Genomic DNA, 17,057 nt, shown 5'->3' on the forward strand with positions numbered 1-17,057 from the left:
GGATTCCTTGAAGAGCGGCTGGTCAGGCCTTTTTGGCGCCGAGGTTAGGGAAGAACTGCATGAGACCGCCAATGGTTGCGAGGTAGAGCCCGGTAACGGTAATGCCGATCTTGGTGAACGTGCTGACCTGCTCGCCCAGCACGCCGATCTGGTCATAGAAGGCGGCGAGCGCCGCCTGCGCGAGCGCAAGCGCGCCGAAGGCGCACCACAACAGCGTCATGCCGAGATTGATCGGCCGCAGCCGCTCCACCCGCACCGGATGGATGAAGTTTATCGGGACAAAAGTCAGAATGCCGGCCACCACCACCACCGCGAAGGAAACCCATTGTCCCGGTTCGATGACGAACAGCGTGAACACCACCATGTTCCAGACCACGGGGAAGCCCTTGAAGAAATTCTCCTTCGTCTTCATGCCGGTGTCGGCATAGTAGATCGCGCTCGACACCACGATGATCGCCGCCGAAAGGAACGACAGGCCTTCGCCCATGAAGCCGCGCTGATAGAGCGCGAAGGCCGGGATCAGCACGTAGGTCACATAGTCGATAATGTTGTCGAGCAGTTCGCCGGACCAGGTCGGCAGGATTTCCTTGACCTCCAGCTTCCGGGCGATCGGCCCGTCGATACCATCGACGAACAGCGCCAGTCCGAGCCACCAGAACATGGCCGTCCAGCGCTCCTCGCTCGCCGCGACCAGCGACAGGAAAGCCAGGAACGAACCGGAGGCGGTCAGCAGATGCACCGAAAACGCGCGCGCCTGCGGCCAGGTGACCTTCTTCTTCGGCCGCGGAATCCGGTCGGTGATCTTCCCGGCGATCTTGCGGGCCTTTGTGTTCTTTCTCACGGACCCTGCCAATCCAGCTTGCAGATTTCGGCCGAGCGGCCTCCGAAATTCCAGTTGCGGCCAAAGGCCCGCATCTTGCTCTTGTCGGACCTGGCCACGATGATCTCCGGCGCGATCCAGTATTCGGAATTCGTGATCACCGTATCCTTCTCGCGGTCCTTGCCCGCGATTGGCGTGACCGCCCCGTCGATGATCTTCGGTATCTGGAAAATACGCGTCTTGTCCCGCGTCTCGTAGGTTATCGGCACCTGTTCGACGCCCAGGAATTTGCCGACCAGGATCGAGAGCAGCGACGTGGTCCCGCCGGCCTTGCCGGTAAAGATCTTGGTCAATGCCTTGACCGCGTAGACCGAGGCCCTGATGTCGATGAACAGGCCCGCGGTCCAGTTGCCGCGGCTCATGTAACCGGGGATTTCCATGATCAGCCCAAGATTGAGGCCGGAGAGGTCGACCTCGCCGAAATGGCCGGCGTCGATACGAAAACCCGCCCAGGTCTGGCAATAGCCCTCGGTCGGAGGATGACTGCCGAGCGACAGCACGCAAGGGCAAAAAACCGTGCAATTGCAGGAGAGTACGAGCTCTCCTTTCATTGCCCAGCTCTGATCTGCCATCGAATTTCCCCCACTCATAGCGAGACTACTAGCAGCGCAGCTGCCCAGACAAGCAGTATCGCACCAGCCAGCCGAGTTGGAAGACTACCCGTCGCCTGTTTTTCAATCAGGGTGAACATGCCGATCAGCGCCATCCAGAAGACATTCATCACGCCGACTGCGAACATCACCAGCATCAATGCCCAGCAGCATCCCAGGCACCAGATGCCTTGCGCGACGCCGAGCCGGAAGACGCGGACGGTTCTCGCGCTCCAGCTCGAAAACAGGATCGAGAACGGGTTCCGGCATTTCGTCAGACAGGCCTCCTTGAGGCCGCTGAACTGGTAGAGGCCGGCAACCAGCAAGGCGAGCCCACCGGCAACGCCAAGCACCGGATCGAATATTCCCCCGGAGGCGGCGAATGCGTGGACGGCAAGTGTCAGTGCCGCAAACAGCATCGAGGCGGCAAGCCAGACGCAGATATAGCCGGCAACCAGCACCAGCGGATGGACGACCGGCTCCCCCTTGATCCGCGCCGTATCGGCGATCTCGCAATAAATTCGGATCATTGGCGCCGCGGATGGCAGCATCGCGGCGATGGCCATGAGAAACCACATGAGGATGAGCGCCAGGGTCCGCGGCCCGATGCTTGCGTCCAGCGGCGCCGGGGAAAGACAGAGCGCGAAGAACCGTTCGAGGACGGCCGGTAACGGCAGTCGCGGCAAGTTACGCAACAAAGCGTCGCCTGGCACGCTGATCTGGGCTTCGGCGCTACGAATAGCCATCGCGGCAAGCAGCAGCCAGGCCAGTGCGATGCTTGCACCGACGGCGACGTTGACCGTCAAGCGCGGGTTGCGTGCGACGTTTGCCGTGGCGCGGCCGGCGCGATCGAGGTGGCTGAAATCATCCTGTTGGCCGGTCATGACACTCGAATGGGCCGAATCGCCGCGTTGATCAAGCCGCATGATCTGCCCTATATGCGTCTCTCGACTGGCAGGTCTGATGGCCGCCTCGCACAGCAAGCCGGAAGCCGACCTTGGAGCATCAGGAAACAGCGCGGATACTGATCGCAGGCACGGGGCCGGCGGGGTTGATCGCTGCGCTTGCCTTCGCCGATGCCGGCTTTCCGGTGACGATCGCCGGGCCTGAGGTTTCGGCTCCCGATGGCCGCACCACGGCGCTCATGACACCTGCCCTGAAGGTGCTCGAACGGCTGGGCGTGCTCCAGGACATCAGGCCCCAGGCCGCACCGTTGAAGGTGATGCGCATTGTCGATGCGACCGGCCGGCTGATCCGCAGTCCGGTCGTCACTTTCCGCGCCGGCGAGATCGACGAGGAACAGTTCGGCCTGAACCTGCCCAACAGCGTCTTCGGGCCGGCGCTTGCCGGTAAGGTGGCCGCGCATTCCGGGATCGAATGGCGCAGATCAATGGTGAAGACCTGGAATCTTGGCGCCGCCAAAGCTAATGCCACGCTGGCCGACGGCAGCGAGATCGATGCATCGCTTGCGGTCGCTGCCGACGGCCGCCTGTCGCCGGCGCGCGAGGCGGCGGGCATCTCGACGGTGGCGCGCGCCTATCCTCAGGCGGCGCTCGTCCTCAATTTTGGCCATAGCCGCGAGCATGGCTTCACCTCTACGGAGTTCCATACCGAGACCGGCCCGTTCACGCAGGTTCCGCTGCCGGGCAATCGCTCCAGCCTTGTCTGGGTGGTCAAACCCGAGACCGCCAAGGAGCTTGCCGCGTTGGACGACGCAACACTTTCATTGCGGATCGAAAAACAGATGCAGTCGATGCTGGGCCGGGTAACCGTGGAGCCGGGCCGCCAGATTTATCCATTATCGACGGTGACCCCTCTGCGTTTCGCGGCGCGACGGGTGGCGCTTGTCGGCGAAGCGGCGCACGTATTCCCGCCGATTGGCGCGCAAGGCCTCAACCTAGGCATTAGGGATATCGACGACCTGGTTGGAATCGCAGCGGAAAATCGCGAAGACCCCGGCGCTTCCAAGGCCCTCGCGGCCTACGATTTCAAACGCCGGCCTGACATCCTCGCGCGGAGTAGCGCGGTCAATCTGCTCAATGTGTCGCTTCTTTCCGATATGTTGCCGGCGCAGATGGCGCGTGGCGTCGGTCTCGGCGTGCTTGGTGGTTTTGCACCGCTTCGCGCCTTTTTCATGCGCGAAGGGCTGCGTCCGGGCAGCGGCTTCGCGGCGCTTGCGGGCGGCCTGCGGAAGCCGACGCGGCAGCGGTAGCGATTTTGCGGGCTGTGCCGCGGTATCGCGACGTTCATCAAAACCTTTGTTGCGCATTCCGCCTATTTTGAAGGCGCTCGGACGCTCGGGATTGAATTGATGCGGAGTCTGCGCCAAATAAAGTCAAGGAATTCAGTGGTGAGTACGATGAAAACGGCCAAATTCGCGATCGGACAGGTGGTTCGCCACCGGCTGTTCCCGTTCCGAGGCATCATTTTCGACGTCGATCCGCAATTCGCCAACACCGACGAATGGTACGAAGCCATCCCCGCCGACGTACGGCCACGCAAGGACCAGCCGTTCTACCACCTGCTCGCCGAGAATTCGGAAACCGAATACATCGCCTATGTCTCAGAGCAGAATCTGCTCGAGGATCAGTCGGGAGAACCCGTCCGCCATCCGCAAATCAAAGAAATGTTCGACAAGAAGCCGGATGGGCGCTACGCGCCGAAACGGCAGTCCAGGCACTGACTTCCGGCCTACCGGGAAGGACCAGACATGAAAAAAGCGGGGCATGACCCCGCTTTTTTTGACCCGATAATGACCCGATGGCGGATCAATTGGCGGTCTTCGCCTTGTCCTGCTCGTCCTTGAGCTTCTTGGCGAAGTCCTGGTTGTTCTTGGCGACGAAGTCCTGAAGCTTCTTCTGCCGGTCCTCGATGTCCGACTGCTGCAGTGGGGGGCCGTCATAGGCGCCGCTGAAACCCTGCAGCGCGATCTTGATCGGATTGGCCTGGTTCTGGAAATTGATCGAGGTCAGCGTGATCCCCTGACCCTTCTTGAAGGAAGCGACGAGCTGGTCCGTCAGCGGCACTTCGGCCACGCAACGATCCGGGAAGCAGATGACATAGTCGAGCTTCTGCGCTTTGCCGGCGTCGATTTGCAGGCCGATGCCGGGAGGCACGAGGCGGCCGGTCGGGACCGTCACCTGGAACACCTTGCGGTTCACCTTGCCCTTGAGCTCGATCAGGCTGACACCGGTGACGAGCTGGCCGTTGCCAGCTGTGACGATGTTCTGGACGTTGCAGATGTCGACGTCTTCCTGCTTGGTGCAGGCCTTGAACCAGCCCTGCGGAATCTGCGGCTGCTGCTGCGCGGAAGCAGACGGAAGTCCTGCGCAGAGAAAGCCAACCACGCCTGCGGCCATGACCGACAGGCGGTACGCGTTGCTGTTCAGGCTCGTCATGTCGTGCACTTCCTCTCAATGATCCCGGGACCGGCTTCTTCGTGCCCTGTGGTCCGCCTACCTGTTGCCAAAATGAGGCAACAGAATGACTTCGGACGGCGTGTTACACTGCAAGCGGTGTCGAATCCAGCCCGCCCACTTGTAATTCTTGATGACGCCATTGGCCGCCACGCAGTTGCCCCATGCTAGGGTGCGTACCGAATCATCAAGCCGACCTGTTAAGGAGACGGTCATGGGCCGCGTTCTTGTTTGGCTGGTCACCGCAATATCGTTTTTCACCCTGTCGTCGTCACCGGCGCTGTCGGAACCGAAATACGCGATCGCGATGCAGGGCGAACCGGCCCTGCCGCCCGACTATGCCCATTTCGACTACGTCAATCCCGACGCGCCGAAGGGCGGAAGCATCACCTATTGCGTTGTCGGCAGCTTCGACAATCTGAATCCTTTCATCCTGAAAAGCCTGCGCACGACGGCGCGCGGCATGATGGACACGATCTTCGGCAATCTGGTCTTCGAGCCGCTGATGCAGCGCAGTGCCGACGAGGCTTTTACCCTCTACGGACTTCTGGCAGAAACCGCCGACATGGACCCCGAGCGCACGAGCATCGAATTCCATCTCAACCCGAATGCCAAATGGTCGGATGGTCAGCCGGTGACGCCGGAAGACGTGCTGTTCACTTATGATGCCTATACGCAGAAAGGCCGGCCGCCCTACAGCGATCGCATGGCCAGGATCGCCAAGCTCGAAAAGACCGGCGATCATAGCGTGCGCTTCACCTTCAACGACAAGGCCGATCGTGAGTTTCCGCTGATCATCGCGCTGACGCCGATCATCCCCAAGCACGCTTTCGACATCGACACTTTCGACAAGACGACGCTGAAGCCGTTGATCGGCAGCGGTCCCTACAGGATCGCGCAGGTGGCGCCTGGCCAGCGCATCGTCTTCAAGCGCAACCCCGACTACTGGGGCAAGGACGTTCCCGCCAAGCGCGGTTTCGACAATTACGACCAGATCACCATCGAGTATTTTCTCAACGCCAACGCCAAGCTCGAAGCCTTCAAGAAGGGCCTTTGCGCCATCGACGACGACGGCGATCCGGTGAAACGCGAGCGCGATCTCGACTTTCCCGCCTTCCATAGGGGCGACGTGGTTTCTGAAACCTTCGACACCGGCATTCCGCCCGTCGTGACCGGTTTTCTGTTCAACACGAGGCTGCCGAAGTTTTCCAACCCGGTGGTTCGGCGCGCACTCGGCATGCTTTATGATTTCGAATGGGCCAACAAGAATCTGTTCGGCGGCAAGTACACCCGCACGATGAGCTATTGGCAGAATTCCGAGCTTTCCGCGCTCGGCCATCCGGCTGACGACAGGGAAAAGGCACTTTTGGCGCCCTACCCCGGCCGCGTGCCGGCCGACGTCATGAACGGCACCTGGAAACCGCCGGTGACGGACGGTTCGGGCCAGGACCGCAAGGTGCTGAAGACCGCTTTCGATCTTCTGAAAAGCATCGGCTACCACGTGAACGATGGCACGATGCTCGATCCCGAAGGTAAACCTTTCGGCTTTGAGATCCTGACCGCCTCGCAGGACGAAGAGCGTTTGGCCGGCATCTATCAGCGCACGTTGGAGAAGATCGGCATCAATGTCAGCATTCGCAGCCTGGACGGCGACCAGATCCAGTCGCGCAAGCAGCGTTTCGATTTCGAGGTGCTGATCGGCTCCAGCGGCTTCAACAATTCGTTGTCCCCTGGCATCGAGCAGATCGGGCGCTGGTCGTCCGCCGCGGCCAGGACCGAGGGATCGTTCAATCTCGCCGGCGTCGCCGATCCGGCGATAGATGCGGCCATCGACGCAATGCTGCGAGCCCGTTCGAAGGAGGATTACGTCGCGGCGGTTCGCGTTCTCGACCGGCTGCTGATCTCCGGCCATTACATGGTGCCGATGCAGTACAACACGCAGCAGTGGCTTGCTTACTGGAATTATCTGGAACATCCGCGAAAGACGCCCATATTCGGTTACCAGTTGCCGACCTGGTGGCGCAAACCGAACTGAAAATCCGGAGATAGAGATGAGCGAAGCGAACGCCATAACCGTCGATGTGGTGTCGGACGTCGTCTGCCCGTGGTGCTTCATCGGTCAGAAACGGCTGGACAAGGCGGTCGCCGCGGCCGGAGATGTCGAAGTGCATATACGCTGGCGGCCGTTCCAGCTCGATCCGACCATTCCGCCGCAAGGCAAGGACCGCCGCGAATACATGCTGGCCAAGTTCGGCAGCGACGAGCGCATTCGCGAAATTCATACCCGCATCGAACCACTTGGCGAGGCCGAGGGCATTTCCTTTGCCTTCGACGCCATCAAGGTGGCTCCGAATACGCTCGACGCGCATCGGTTGATACGCTGGGCCGGTGCCGCCGGCGAGGACATTCAGAACCGGCTGGTGCGCCGCCTGTTCCAGCTGAATTTCGAGGAAGGCGTCAACATCGGCGACCACACCGTGCTGGTCGAAGCTGCCCGCGAGGCCGGCATGGACGCCTCGGTCGTTGAAACGCTCTTGCCGAGCGATGCCGATGTCGAGGCGGTTCGAACGGAAATCGCCACCGCTTCGCGCATGGGGATCACAGGCGTGCCGTGCTTCCTGCTCGAGGGGAAATATGCCGTGATGGGCGCGCAGGACGCGGACACGTTGGCTGATGCGATCCGTCAGGTCGCGGCCGCCAAGGCGCGTGGGGAGTTGGAGAAGGCCGGCTGAGGCCAGCTCACTCCGCCGACAACATGAGCGGACGCTGTCTCACTATCATTTCAGCCTTGCTGACGAAAATCCGTGGCCGTTGGGCGCCGGTGCAGGTCGACTCCTTGGTCGACGGAGAATGATCTTGCACGCCAACTGTTTCCGTAGCGCCACCTGGCGACGTCGCTCCGGCAAGGACGACGACGTCAAGGAATCAGACGTCAAGGGCGGCGTGCTTTCCGGAGTTTTGGTCTGTGCTCAATAAGAAAATCCGCCAGCCCAAACGTTTTTTGATTCACAAAGCCGTGTACGAAGCTTCCCTTGGGGAAGGTGGACAGCAGCAAGGTTCGTGGCTTCCAACAGACTGAAATCAATAGACATTTCCGGATCTTGGTCAGTCGTTTCGATGGCAATCCAACCATCGATCTGTTGCCTCGGGGCAACGGCCGCGGCGGCAATCCGGTCGGCCGGGTTTAAAATTAAGAGAAAATGATCAATTGGTGTTACCATCCGTAACAAAACAAAAAAGGTTTGGGCGGGATCGTGATTCGGATCGGCAGACGATCGCAAGAGTCAGTACCGGATGGACTACACCGCGACGCCGCAGGGCAGTCGCATTTGACGCCGGTATCCTCGATGCGCAATTTCTGGGGGCTCATGCGAGCCTACTGGGTCTCGGACCGCTGGAAGGAAGCCTGGACGCTGACGCTGGTGATCGCGTTGCTCACCGCGCTGTCCAGCAAGGCCAGCGTGTGGTTCGCCATGGCTTCGGGCGAATTGGTGAATTCGATCGCCTTCCTGCACGACGCAGCCAACACCCGCCCGCTGGAGACAATCCTGACCAACGCCGGTGTACTGGTACTGCTGGTCCTGCTCAAGGATGCCGGCTTTACCGGTATACGCAATCTCGTCTCGGCAACCTTGCACCGCAAATGGCGTGGCTGGCTGAACGACCAATTCAACCAGGCCCTGCTCGACGGCAACCATACCCATTTCCATGCTCAACATGGTGCCGCGGACGGCGGCATCGTTGCGCCCGACAATGTCGACCAGCGCATCCAGGAATCGATCAAGGACGTGACCGGCGGTGCGATCGGCCTCGCCATGGGCGTGCTGGGGTTGGCGACTTCGCTCTACTTTATCGGTCAGAACCTGTTGCAATCGTCCGTGGAGGTCAAAGGTCTGGAGTTCCTTGGCAGCTATGGCAGCGCTATTCTCGCCCTTCTCGCGGTCGCCACTTACGTGCCCCTCAACACCTGGATCGCAGTCAAGCTCGGCAGCCTGCTGGAACGACTCAATATTCGCATGCAGAAGGCGGAGGGAAGCTATCGTAGCGAACTGACGACATTTCTGCGCCGCAGCTTCCATGTCGCCGCCTCACATGGCGAAGGCGTGCAGAAAATGATGCACGACCGGCTCTATGTCGACATCGATCGCACCTGGGGACGGCTGAATGTCGTCAACACCAGCTATATGTCGTTCGAGCTGATCTACAACTTCGTCGGCGCTCGTATCGTAGCCTATGCTCCAGGCCTGGTGCCGTTCATCCACAGCCGCCTGGACTATAAAGGCTACATCACCGGCTCCGAAATGGTGGCCCAGCTCATCAGCCAGTGTTCGTGGTTTATCCATGTCATGCCCGCCATCGCCACGCTTCGCGCCAACAGCCAGCGCGTGACTGAGCTCGCCAGCGCGATCGAGAATGTCCAGCACCCACAGGAATTCTACAGCCAGAGCGGCCGTTCCGACTTCCACTATGCCAGCCAGAATCCGGTTTTCGGCCTGACCATCCAGAAGCTGGAGCTGGCGCATCAGGGCGAGGACGCGACGCCATTCCTCAGTTCCGCCAACCTGCGCTTCCGGCGCGGCGAATGGACCTTCCTGAAAGGTGAATCCGGTTGCGGCAAGACCTCGCTGATCAAGGCGATCAACGGCCTGTGGCCCTATGGTCGCGGCACCATCGTCTTCCCCGAGGGCGTGAAGAGTTTTTATGCCGCCCAGGAGGTCAAGCTGCCGCAGGTGTCGCTGAAGCAGCTGGTTTGCCTGCCGGGCTCCGAACGCGACCATGGCGATGCCCAGGTCGCGTCGGCGCTGCACAAGGCTGGCCTTGGCGATTTCATCGAACACATGGCCAACGAAAGCCGCGAGGGCAAAAGCTGGGATCAGGTCCTGTCGGGCGGCCAGAAACAGAAGCTGGTGGTGGCTCGTATCATACTACAACAACCGGGACTGTTGTTCCTCGACGAGGCGACCGGTGCTCTCGACCCTGACGGCAAGATTGCCTTCCACCAGGCCATCAAGGACAACTGCCCCGATGTGACGGTGATCAGTGTCATGCACGAAGCCGTGGCACCGAGATCGGCTGCCGGCACCGAGTTCTACCACTCGATGGTCCTGATCGCCGACGGCGTCGCCACGAAGAAGCCGCTCGCCCCGAGCCTGCCCCTCGAACTCACCACGATCCTGGCCCAGCCAAGGCCGGTCGAGGACAAATGGACGCGTTTCTCGCGCCGGCTGAAGCAGAAATAACGATGACGTCACCGGGACTTGCCGCGTCAAACGGCGGACGGTGATCACAGTCTTGCGATCGGCGCCTTTCGGCACTGTTTTCCTCCCTCACCGCGATTGACTCGGGAAGGCGCGCTCCTATGTTGCGCCGGCTTGCAGACAGTCAAAAGCGAACCCGCAAGCGGAAAGGTCACCGCGCCATGCCTGGCGACAGTCACAGTCGAACGCAACCGCCGTCCGCCTAGACGTGACCTGAATGGTTCATGTCCTGCCGGACGGCAAGGAGTGAGCCATGAACGAATTTTTCCCCGTAGCGGACGACGAGGCCGTCGCCATCGCTCGCATCCTCGCCAATGATCACGTCGCCGACGTTGTCGAGGCGCTCAATCGTGAATCGCGCGAAACCGCGACGGAGCTGCTTTGCGCTGTACCCTTCGAACGGCTGGTCGAGATATTCGATCAGCCTGAGCTCGAGAGCGCGCCCGAACTGGCGGAGGCCCTGCCCCGTCCCAAGGCGAGTAGGCTGCTCACCGCCATGTCCGTCGACCGTGCGGCCGACATCCTGCGCGAGCTCGACGAGCCGGCACGCTCCGAGCTGCTCGGCGCACTGGCCCCGCCGCTGCGCGCGACCCTGCTTTCCATTCTAGGCTATCCCGAAGGCAGCGCCGCCTCGATCATGACGACGGAGTTCGTCAGCGTTCCCTCCGACTGGACCGTCGGGCGCACGCTCGATTACATCCGCAAGGTCGAGCGGACGCGCGAGACCGTCTATGCAATCTACATCGTCGATCCGCAGACACACCTCCTGGTGCGGTCGACGGGTTTACGTCGGCTCATCACCGGTGAGCCGGACGACTCGATCCTGTCGGTGGCGCCCGACCGCATGCCGGTGACGGTCAGCCCGCTGGCCGACCGCGAAAATCTGGCGCAGACGATCTCCAAATACGATCTGCTCGCCGTTCCGGTCGTCGACCACGGCAAGATTCTCGGCATCGTCACCATCGACGACATCATCGACACGATGATCGAGGAGACCACGGAGGACGTGCATCGCTTCGGCGGCATGGAGGCTCTGGACGAGCCGTATATGAAGATGAGCTTCCTCGCCATGATCAAGAAGCGCGGCGGCTGGCTCTGCGCGCTGTTCGTCAGCGAGATGCTGACGGCCAATGCGATGCAAAGCTATGAGGGCGAGCTGGAGAAAGCGATCGTGCTGACGCTGTTCATCCCGCTGATCATGAGTTCCGGCGGCAATTCCGGCTCGCAGGCGACCTCGCTGGTCATCCGCGCGCTGGCGCTGCGCGAGATCGGCCTTCGCGACTGGTGGCGGGTGGCGTTGCGCGAATTGCCCACCGGCCTCGTGCTTGGCGCCATGCTCGGCGTGGTCGGCGTCTGCCGCATCGTGCTCTGGCAATATATGGGCTTCTACGACTATGGCCCGCACTGGCCGCTGATTGCCGCGACGGTTGGTGCTGCACTGGTCGGCATCGTCACCTTCGGCTCGCTGTCGGGATCGATGCTGCCGTTCGCCCTGAAACGGATCGGTTTCGACCCCGCCAGCGCATCCGCGCCGTTTGTCGCCACGCTGGTCGATGTCACCGGACTGGTGATCTATTTCTCGGTGGCGCTGGTCATCCTGCGCGGCACGTTGCTGTAGCAGTTGGACTGCAGCCGCCGGCCAAGGCTGGCGGCGGCGCGTCGACAGGCTAGGCGTCAGACGCGCTCGCCGTCCTTCACACGATAGGTCGGCTTGTACATGGTGACGAGCTCTTCTGCCGCGGTCGGATGCACGGCCATCGTGCGGTCGAAATCATCCTTGGTCAGCCCCGCCTTCAGGGGAATGCCGAGCAGCTGTGCCATTTCGCCGGCATCCGGCCCGAGTATGTGAGCGCCGAGAACCTTGCGCGAAGCACCGTCGACGACCAGCTTTATCAGCATCTTTTCGTCACGGCCCGACAGCGTGTGGCGCATCGGCCGGAAGCTGGCGCGATAGATTTCGATATCGGCGAAACGCTTGACGGCTTCGTCCTCCGACAAGCCGACCGTGCCGATTTCCGGCTGCGAGAACACGGCGGTCGCGATCGTATCGTGGTCGGGCGTGGTCGGATTGTTCTTGAACGCCGTTTCGACGAAACACATGGCTTCGTGAATGGCCACCGGCGTCAGCTGCACGCGGTTGGTGACATCGCCGATCGCCCAGATATTGTCGATGTTGGTGCGGGAATAGTCATCGACCTTGATTGCACCGGTTGCGGCGGTCATCTCGATGCCTACGCCCTCCAGGCCCATATTCTCGGTGTTGGGGATGCGGCCGATCGCCAGCATCACCTGGTCGACCGTCAGCACCTGACCGCTGATGAGCTGCGCGTCGAGCCGCCCGTCCGGCCGCTTGCTGACCGATTCGGAGACGGAATGGCAAAGGATTTTTATCCCCTTCTTTTCCATCGTCTCATGCAGCGTGCGCCGCAGGTCCATGTCGAAGCGGCCGAGGATTTCCTTGCCGCGATAGACCAGCGTGGTGTCTACGCCGAGCCCGTGAAAGATGTTGGCGAACTCGACCGCGATATAGCCGCCGCCCTCGATCATGATCGCCTTCGGCAGTTCCTCGAGGTCGAAAGCCTCATTGGAGAAGATGCAGTGTTCGTGCCCAGGCAGTGCCGGATGCGCCGCCGGACGGCCGCCGGTGGCGATCAGGATCTGATCGGCGGTGACGGTGCGGTCCTCGCTCAGGAGATGGATCACGTGCGGGTCGACGATCATCGCCCGCGAATGAAAGGCCTCGCCGCCCGAGCCCTCGACGTTCTTCTTGTAGATCGCTTCCAGGCGGCTGATCTCGCGGTCCTTGTTGGCGACCAGCGTCCGCCAGTCGAAACTGGCTTCCGGCACCGTCCAGCCATAGCCGGCGGCGTCGGCGAAATGCTCGGGAAATTGCGAAGCATAGACATAGAGTTTCTTGGGCACGCAGCCCCTGATGACGCACGTGCCGCCGAAACGGTACTCTTCGGCGATGCCGACGCGCTTGCCGAGCGCTGCCGCGACCCGCGCCGCCCTCACCCCGCCGGAGCCGCCGCCGATGACGAAGAGGTCGTAATCATAACCGGCCATGAAGCGGCTCCTTGAACGCCAAAAATGTGAGTGACAGGTAGGCCGCAAACCACCAAAAGAAAAGCCCGGACAGGCCGGGCTTTACAGATGGCCGCAAAGGCCGCGTTTGACATGCAGGATCAGTTCTGCGTGTCGTCGGCAGGAGCCGAACCGTCCGCGGGTGCGGCGCCATCCGCCGGGGCCGCATTGTCGGCCGGAGCGGCGCCATCGGCGGCGGGCGCAGGCGCAGCCGGCGCCTTCGCTTTTGCTGCCGCCGCCAGCGTTTCGCCGACCTGCTGGGCAAGATCGCGAGCTACGCCGTTCTGCCAGATGTCGGCGGCCTTGACGAGGTCGCGCGTCACGGTCGGGCCGCTGTCGAGCAGCTTCTTGCCCGACTCGGAGCTGTAGAAGGCCGCGATGTCGGTGAGTTCCTTTTCGGAAAACACCTTCGCATAGGCAAGAGCCGCTTCCTTCTCGAGATCCGCGCGGCGCGAGGCCATCGCCAGCGCCTTCTCGTTGATCGTCTTGCCGATCAGCTCCTGCATGTCAGGATTCTTCTGGATGAGCTGCGATTCGAGCGCCGCGGCGGCCTGCGGCAGGATGTTGTCGAACGGGTCGGTCGCGTGGATCGCAGCGACTGCCGCGCGTGCGGCCTTCAGGTGCGATTCCGTGACGTCCTGCGCGAAGACAGGCGAGGAGAACGCGAAGACGGCCGAAGCCGCCACGAGGACGGAAAGACGGCGAACCCGGTTATGCAACGTCATGATCGATAGAACTCCCTGGTTTTCGGGCGGCATGGACAGTTTCGATACCGTCGCCGCCGGCGATGATGGCCGCTGACGCCAGCCCGATGAAAAGACCATGCTCGACCACGCCAGGAATGGCGTGGAGAGCATTCGAAAGCGCTCTTGTATCCGGAATGCGGCCAAAAGATGCATCGAGGATAAAATGGCCGCCGTCTGTAACAAAAGGCTGGCCTCCCGTCATCCTCAATGTCACCGGACCGGAAAGGCCGAGATTTCCAGCCGCCATGGCCACGGCGATCTCGGTCGCGCGCAGGCCGAACCGGTTGACTTCGATGGGAAGAGGAAACCGGCCGAGCGTCTCGACCATCTTCGAACGGTCGGCGATGACGATCATGCGCTGCGAGGCCGCGGCCACGATCTTCTCGAGCAGCAATGCGCCGCCGCCGCCCTTGATCAATGTCAGCTCCGGATCGACCTCGTCGGCGCCGTCAACGGTGAGATCGAGCTCGGGTGTTTCCTCCAGCGTCGACAGCGGCACGCCGAGTTCGCGGCACAGCGCAGCAGTGCGTTCCGAGGTTGGCACGCCTGTTACGGTCATGCCGGAGGCAACTTTGTCGGCCAGCAGCCGCACGAACTCCTCGGCGGTGGTGCCGGTGCCGATGCCAAGCCGCATGCCGTCGCTGACATGGGCAAGGGCGGCCCGCGCGGCCTCGACCTTCAATTGTCTGGCATCCATACTGCTTGCTGCCCCGAAACCTGATGCATGTCGCCCAAAAGTGACCTCGGTTCTGGGAAAACGACATGCATGAAACAAAGACCCAAAGCGCGTCGCATGAGTCCGTTTCGACGCGACGCGCTTTGGCGTTTCGGGCTCCTAGCATTTTTGCAGGCCGGGTCAAAGCCCTCGGCGGCGGCGCCACCAGTCTGCTTGCCTTAGCGCGTCGCAGCCGCTATCGCCTGCCGATGCACAAACCTGCTCAGGATGGATCATGAGTCGCCCGATCATCGTGTTCGACCTCGATGGGACGCTGATTGACACGGCGCCGGACCTGCTCGACAGCCTCAACCACAGCCTGGCGGCCAGCGAACTGGCGGCCGTCGACGAGGCCGGCTTCAAACGCTTCGTCGGGCATGGCGGCCGGGTGATGATCGAACGGGCGCATGCCGCGCAGCAACGATCCCTCAAGGTCGAGGAGCACGACCGGCTGCTGAAATTGTTCCTCGATCACTACACCGACAATATTCCGGGCAAATCCCGCCCCTACCCCGGCGTGATCGAGGCGATCGCCCGCTTTGAGAAGGCCGGCTACCTGCTAGCCATCTGCACAAACAAATACGAAGCCAACTCGCTGGCGCTGATCGAGGCGCTCGGCCTGGCCAGGCATTTCGCGGCAATTGCCGGACAGGATACGTTCGCGTTCCGCAAGCCCGATCCGCGCCACCTGATCGAAACCATCAAACTGGCCGGCGGCGATCCGCACCGCGCCTTGATGGTCGGCGATTCGCAAACCGATATCGACACCGCCAAGGCCGCCGGCATTCCGGTCGTCGCCGTCGACTTCGGCTACACCGACCGTCATGTGCGGGAGTTCGAGCCCTCGGCGGTGATTTCGCATTTTGATGCATTGACGCTCGATCTGGCGCAAGGGCTGATCGGCGCCGCCGCACACTGAGCGCCGGCGATGAAAATCTCTCTGGAACGGGCCATGGCGGGACCGCAAATCCGATCTGTGCGGGAACACCAGACACCGCCTTGACTTAACGGGCCGGCCTCCCTTATATCGCGGCTCGCTTGGCCTTCGGGCAACGAGCGGGCGATTAGCTCAGCGGGAGAGCACACCCTTCACACGGGTGGGGTCGCAGGTTCAATCCCTGCATCGCCCACCATCCAACTTGAAGAAATCGTTGGATGTTCGGTCGCGACCAGATTCTCTTGAAAGCTTGCTGGCACGCAAGACAAAAGGTTACTGGGACGAGAGACAAATGTCGGCCCGGGTCGAACGGTTCCTTGCTCTCCGGAACCAACCGATACACCAGCGAGTTTCCCTCCGTCGAAACTTGAGGGAAAACCATGTCCAGATTTCTGCTTGCGACCTCCGTCGCCGTTCTTCTCTTCGCCGGGCCCGCTTTCGCCGCGGATGAAAATCCGCTGCCGCCACCAAATGCCAAGAAGCTGTCGGAGATCATCGCCAAGGTCGAGCAGCGTAACGGATTTCGCTACGTGAAAGAGGTCGACTGGGACAAGGACGGCTACACCGTCACCTACTACACCTCGGACAAGGCAAAGGTCGAAATCGTCTTCGACCCTGTGACGGCCGAACCAAAATAAGGTTCGCAGGGACATCCTCGTCGCGAATGCGCTGCCTCTGCGCATTCTCAACGACGAAACGGCGGCTTCGCGAAAGGCTCCTGGGCTCTGCCAGATTCGCAACATATGTGGGGCAGCGCCTGAGCAGCGGTTCCATCCGTCAGCATCGGGCCACCGCGCTGGCAACCTCTGTCTCCCCCTTGCGTCAATTCGCCATCGATGGCTGATTGTAGGATGAACGGGCTTCACGGGGGTGGGCATGTCGACTGCGAAGCACGTGATGAGGCGCGTCCTGATGATGCTCGCCGGCTATCTCGTCGCCATATTGGTTGGCCTGATCGCCGTGGTGGCGATCTATGCCGCACTGAGTTCCCTGCCCGGCGCGCCCGCCTATTTCGACTTCTTCGGCGTCTCGCCGATCGCGGCCTTGGTCGTGCCGCCGCTCGGCATGTTCATCTATTTCCTGACGATTGTTGTGACCGCGCCGCAGACCCTGATCTTCGCGCTGATCGCCGAGTTCTTCTCCTTGCGCAGCGCCCTGCTGCACATGCTCTTCGGCGCCGCCGCGGCGGCCGGCGGCTTCTTCCTGATCAGGCCGGGCGCGGCGGAGGACGTGGATCCGGAGCGCTGGGCCGACATCGGCATCATCGCCGCCGCCGGTCTGGTGGCCGGGCTGGTCTACTGGCTGATCGCCGGCCGCGATGCCGGTTTCCGACGCCCGCTGCGGAGCGTTGGCGACTAGGGCGTAGTGACGATTTAACTACCTGAGCCAGATAGCGATAGCGGCAAGTTTGACAAAGCCCATGAAGTTGGC

Annotated in this window: 17 protein-coding genes and 1 tRNA gene; 10 read left to right on the plus strand and 8 right to left on the minus strand. The window is 61.7% G+C overall.

All coding sequences use genetic code 11. The features are described 5' to 3' along the window. Positions 1-22: 22 nt before the first annotated feature. The 3 genes from pcsA to LB536_RS27475 are packed head-to-tail and all read right to left on the minus strand — an operon-like array spanning position 23 to position 2,396. Positions 23-841, minus strand: coding sequence for a phosphatidylcholine synthase (gene pcsA / locus LB536_RS27465; protein WP_318013503.1), 819 nt, complete (start codon positions 839-841; stop codon positions 23-25). Continuing rightward, positions 838-1,452 carry a DUF1326 domain-containing protein gene (locus LB536_RS27470; protein WP_224598099.1) on the minus strand — a complete coding sequence of 205 codons (615 nt, stop codon included), beginning with the start codon at positions 1,450-1,452 and terminating at the stop codon, positions 838-840. The genes pcsA and LB536_RS27470 overlap by 4 nt, the downstream gene beginning before the upstream one ends. 14 nt (positions 1,453-1,466) lie before the next feature. Further along, positions 1,467-2,396 carry a DUF2182 domain-containing protein gene (locus tag LB536_RS27475; protein WP_224598130.1) on the minus strand — a complete coding sequence of 310 codons (930 nt, stop codon included), beginning with the start codon at positions 2,394-2,396 and terminating at the stop codon, positions 1,467-1,469. 71 nt (positions 2,397-2,467) lie between these two features. On the opposite strand from LB536_RS27475, the gene LB536_RS27480 reads away from it, so the two are divergent. Both LB536_RS27480 and hspQ read left to right on the plus strand, forming a co-directional pair. Continuing rightward, positions 2,468-3,682, plus strand: a complete 1,215-nt coding sequence (locus LB536_RS27480) for a UbiH/UbiF family hydroxylase (RefSeq protein WP_224598103.1) — start codon at positions 2,468-2,470, stop codon at positions 3,680-3,682. A gap of 147 nt (positions 3,683-3,829) precedes the next feature. Next, on the plus strand, positions 3,830-4,153 hold the full coding sequence (hspQ, locus tag LB536_RS27485; protein ID WP_027142695.1) for a heat shock protein HspQ: 324 nt from the start codon (positions 3,830-3,832) through the stop codon (positions 4,151-4,153). An 85-nt stretch (positions 4,154-4,238) separates the two neighbouring features. Here hspQ and LB536_RS27490 read toward each other — a convergent pair whose 3' ends face one another. Then, positions 4,239-4,868: an invasion associated locus B family protein gene (locus LB536_RS27490; RefSeq protein ID WP_140758686.1), complete on the minus strand. Its 630-nt coding sequence runs from the start codon at positions 4,866-4,868 to the stop codon at positions 4,239-4,241. Between the two features lie 232 nt (positions 4,869-5,100). Between LB536_RS27490 and LB536_RS27495 the strand changes: the two genes are divergently transcribed. Further along, complete coding sequence (locus LB536_RS27495) at positions 5,101-6,921, plus strand: extracellular solute-binding protein (RefSeq protein ID WP_224598104.1); 1,821 nt, start codon at positions 5,101-5,103, stop codon at positions 6,919-6,921. 16 nt (positions 6,922-6,937) lie between these two features. Continuing rightward, the gene (locus LB536_RS27500; protein WP_140812812.1) at positions 6,938-7,618 is read left to right on the plus strand and encodes a DsbA family oxidoreductase; all 681 of its coding nucleotides are present in this window, start codon (positions 6,938-6,940) and stop codon (positions 7,616-7,618) included. A 237-nt stretch (positions 7,619-7,855) separates the two neighbouring features. On the opposite strand, the gene LB536_RS27505 is transcribed toward LB536_RS27500, so the two are convergent. Then, positions 7,856-8,167 carry a hypothetical protein gene (locus LB536_RS27505; RefSeq protein ID WP_224598107.1) on the minus strand — a complete coding sequence of 104 codons (312 nt, stop codon included), beginning with the start codon at positions 8,165-8,167 and terminating at the stop codon, positions 7,856-7,858. Between the two features lie 66 nt (positions 8,168-8,233). Between LB536_RS27505 and LB536_RS27510 the strand changes: the two genes are divergently transcribed. Together LB536_RS27510 and mgtE are read left to right on the plus strand one after the other, a co-directional pair. Further along, complete coding sequence (locus LB536_RS27510; RefSeq protein ID WP_224598131.1) at positions 8,234-10,126, plus strand: ABC transporter ATP-binding protein/permease; 1,893 nt, start codon at positions 8,234-8,236, stop codon at positions 10,124-10,126. Positions 10,127-10,397: 271 nt separating this feature from the next. Beyond that, positions 10,398-11,762, plus strand: coding sequence for a magnesium transporter (gene mgtE / locus LB536_RS27515; protein ID WP_224598109.1), 1,365 nt, complete (start codon positions 10,398-10,400; stop codon positions 11,760-11,762). Positions 11,763-11,818: 56 nt separating this feature from the next. On the opposite strand, the gene gor is transcribed toward mgtE, so the two are convergent. From gor to rpiA, 3 genes are all read right to left on the minus strand, one after another. Next, positions 11,819-13,210 carry a glutathione-disulfide reductase gene (gene gor, locus LB536_RS27520; protein ID WP_224598112.1) on the minus strand — a complete coding sequence of 464 codons (1,392 nt, stop codon included), beginning with the start codon at positions 13,208-13,210 and terminating at the stop codon, positions 11,819-11,821. A gap of 119 nt (positions 13,211-13,329) precedes the next feature. Then, on the minus strand, positions 13,330-13,953 hold the full coding sequence (locus LB536_RS27525; protein ID WP_140758692.1) for a DUF2059 domain-containing protein: 624 nt from the start codon (positions 13,951-13,953) through the stop codon (positions 13,330-13,332). Beyond that, a complete protein-coding gene (gene rpiA, locus LB536_RS27530) occupies positions 13,940-14,671 on the minus strand; it encodes a ribose-5-phosphate isomerase RpiA (RefSeq protein WP_224598113.1) in 732 nt (243 codons plus the stop codon). The genes LB536_RS27525 and rpiA overlap by 14 nt, the downstream gene beginning before the upstream one ends. Positions 14,672-14,924: 253 nt before the next feature. Between rpiA and LB536_RS27535 the strand changes: the two genes are divergently transcribed. The 4 genes from LB536_RS27535 (at position 14,925) to LB536_RS27550 (ending at position 16,985) form a co-directional block, all read left to right on the plus strand. Continuing rightward, complete coding sequence (locus LB536_RS27535; RefSeq protein ID WP_224598116.1) at positions 14,925-15,608, plus strand: phosphoglycolate phosphatase; 684 nt, start codon at positions 14,925-14,927, stop codon at positions 15,606-15,608. Between the two features lie 139 nt (positions 15,609-15,747). Next, positions 15,748-15,822: transfer RNA gene (locus LB536_RS27540), tRNA-Val, on the plus strand. 184 nt (positions 15,823-16,006) lie between these two features. Further along, positions 16,007-16,264: a PepSY domain-containing protein gene (locus LB536_RS27545; protein WP_140812805.1), complete on the plus strand. Its 258-nt coding sequence runs from the start codon at positions 16,007-16,009 to the stop codon at positions 16,262-16,264. Positions 16,265-16,502: 238 nt separating this feature from the next. After that, a complete protein-coding gene (locus LB536_RS27550) occupies positions 16,503-16,985 on the plus strand; it encodes a hypothetical protein (protein ID WP_224598119.1) in 483 nt (160 codons plus the stop codon). Positions 16,986-17,057: the final 72 nt, after the last annotated feature.

The sequence above is a fragment of the Mesorhizobium sp. ES1-3 genome, assembly GCF_020164795.1.
Taxonomy (GTDB): domain Bacteria; phylum Pseudomonadota; class Alphaproteobacteria; order Rhizobiales; family Rhizobiaceae; genus Mesorhizobium.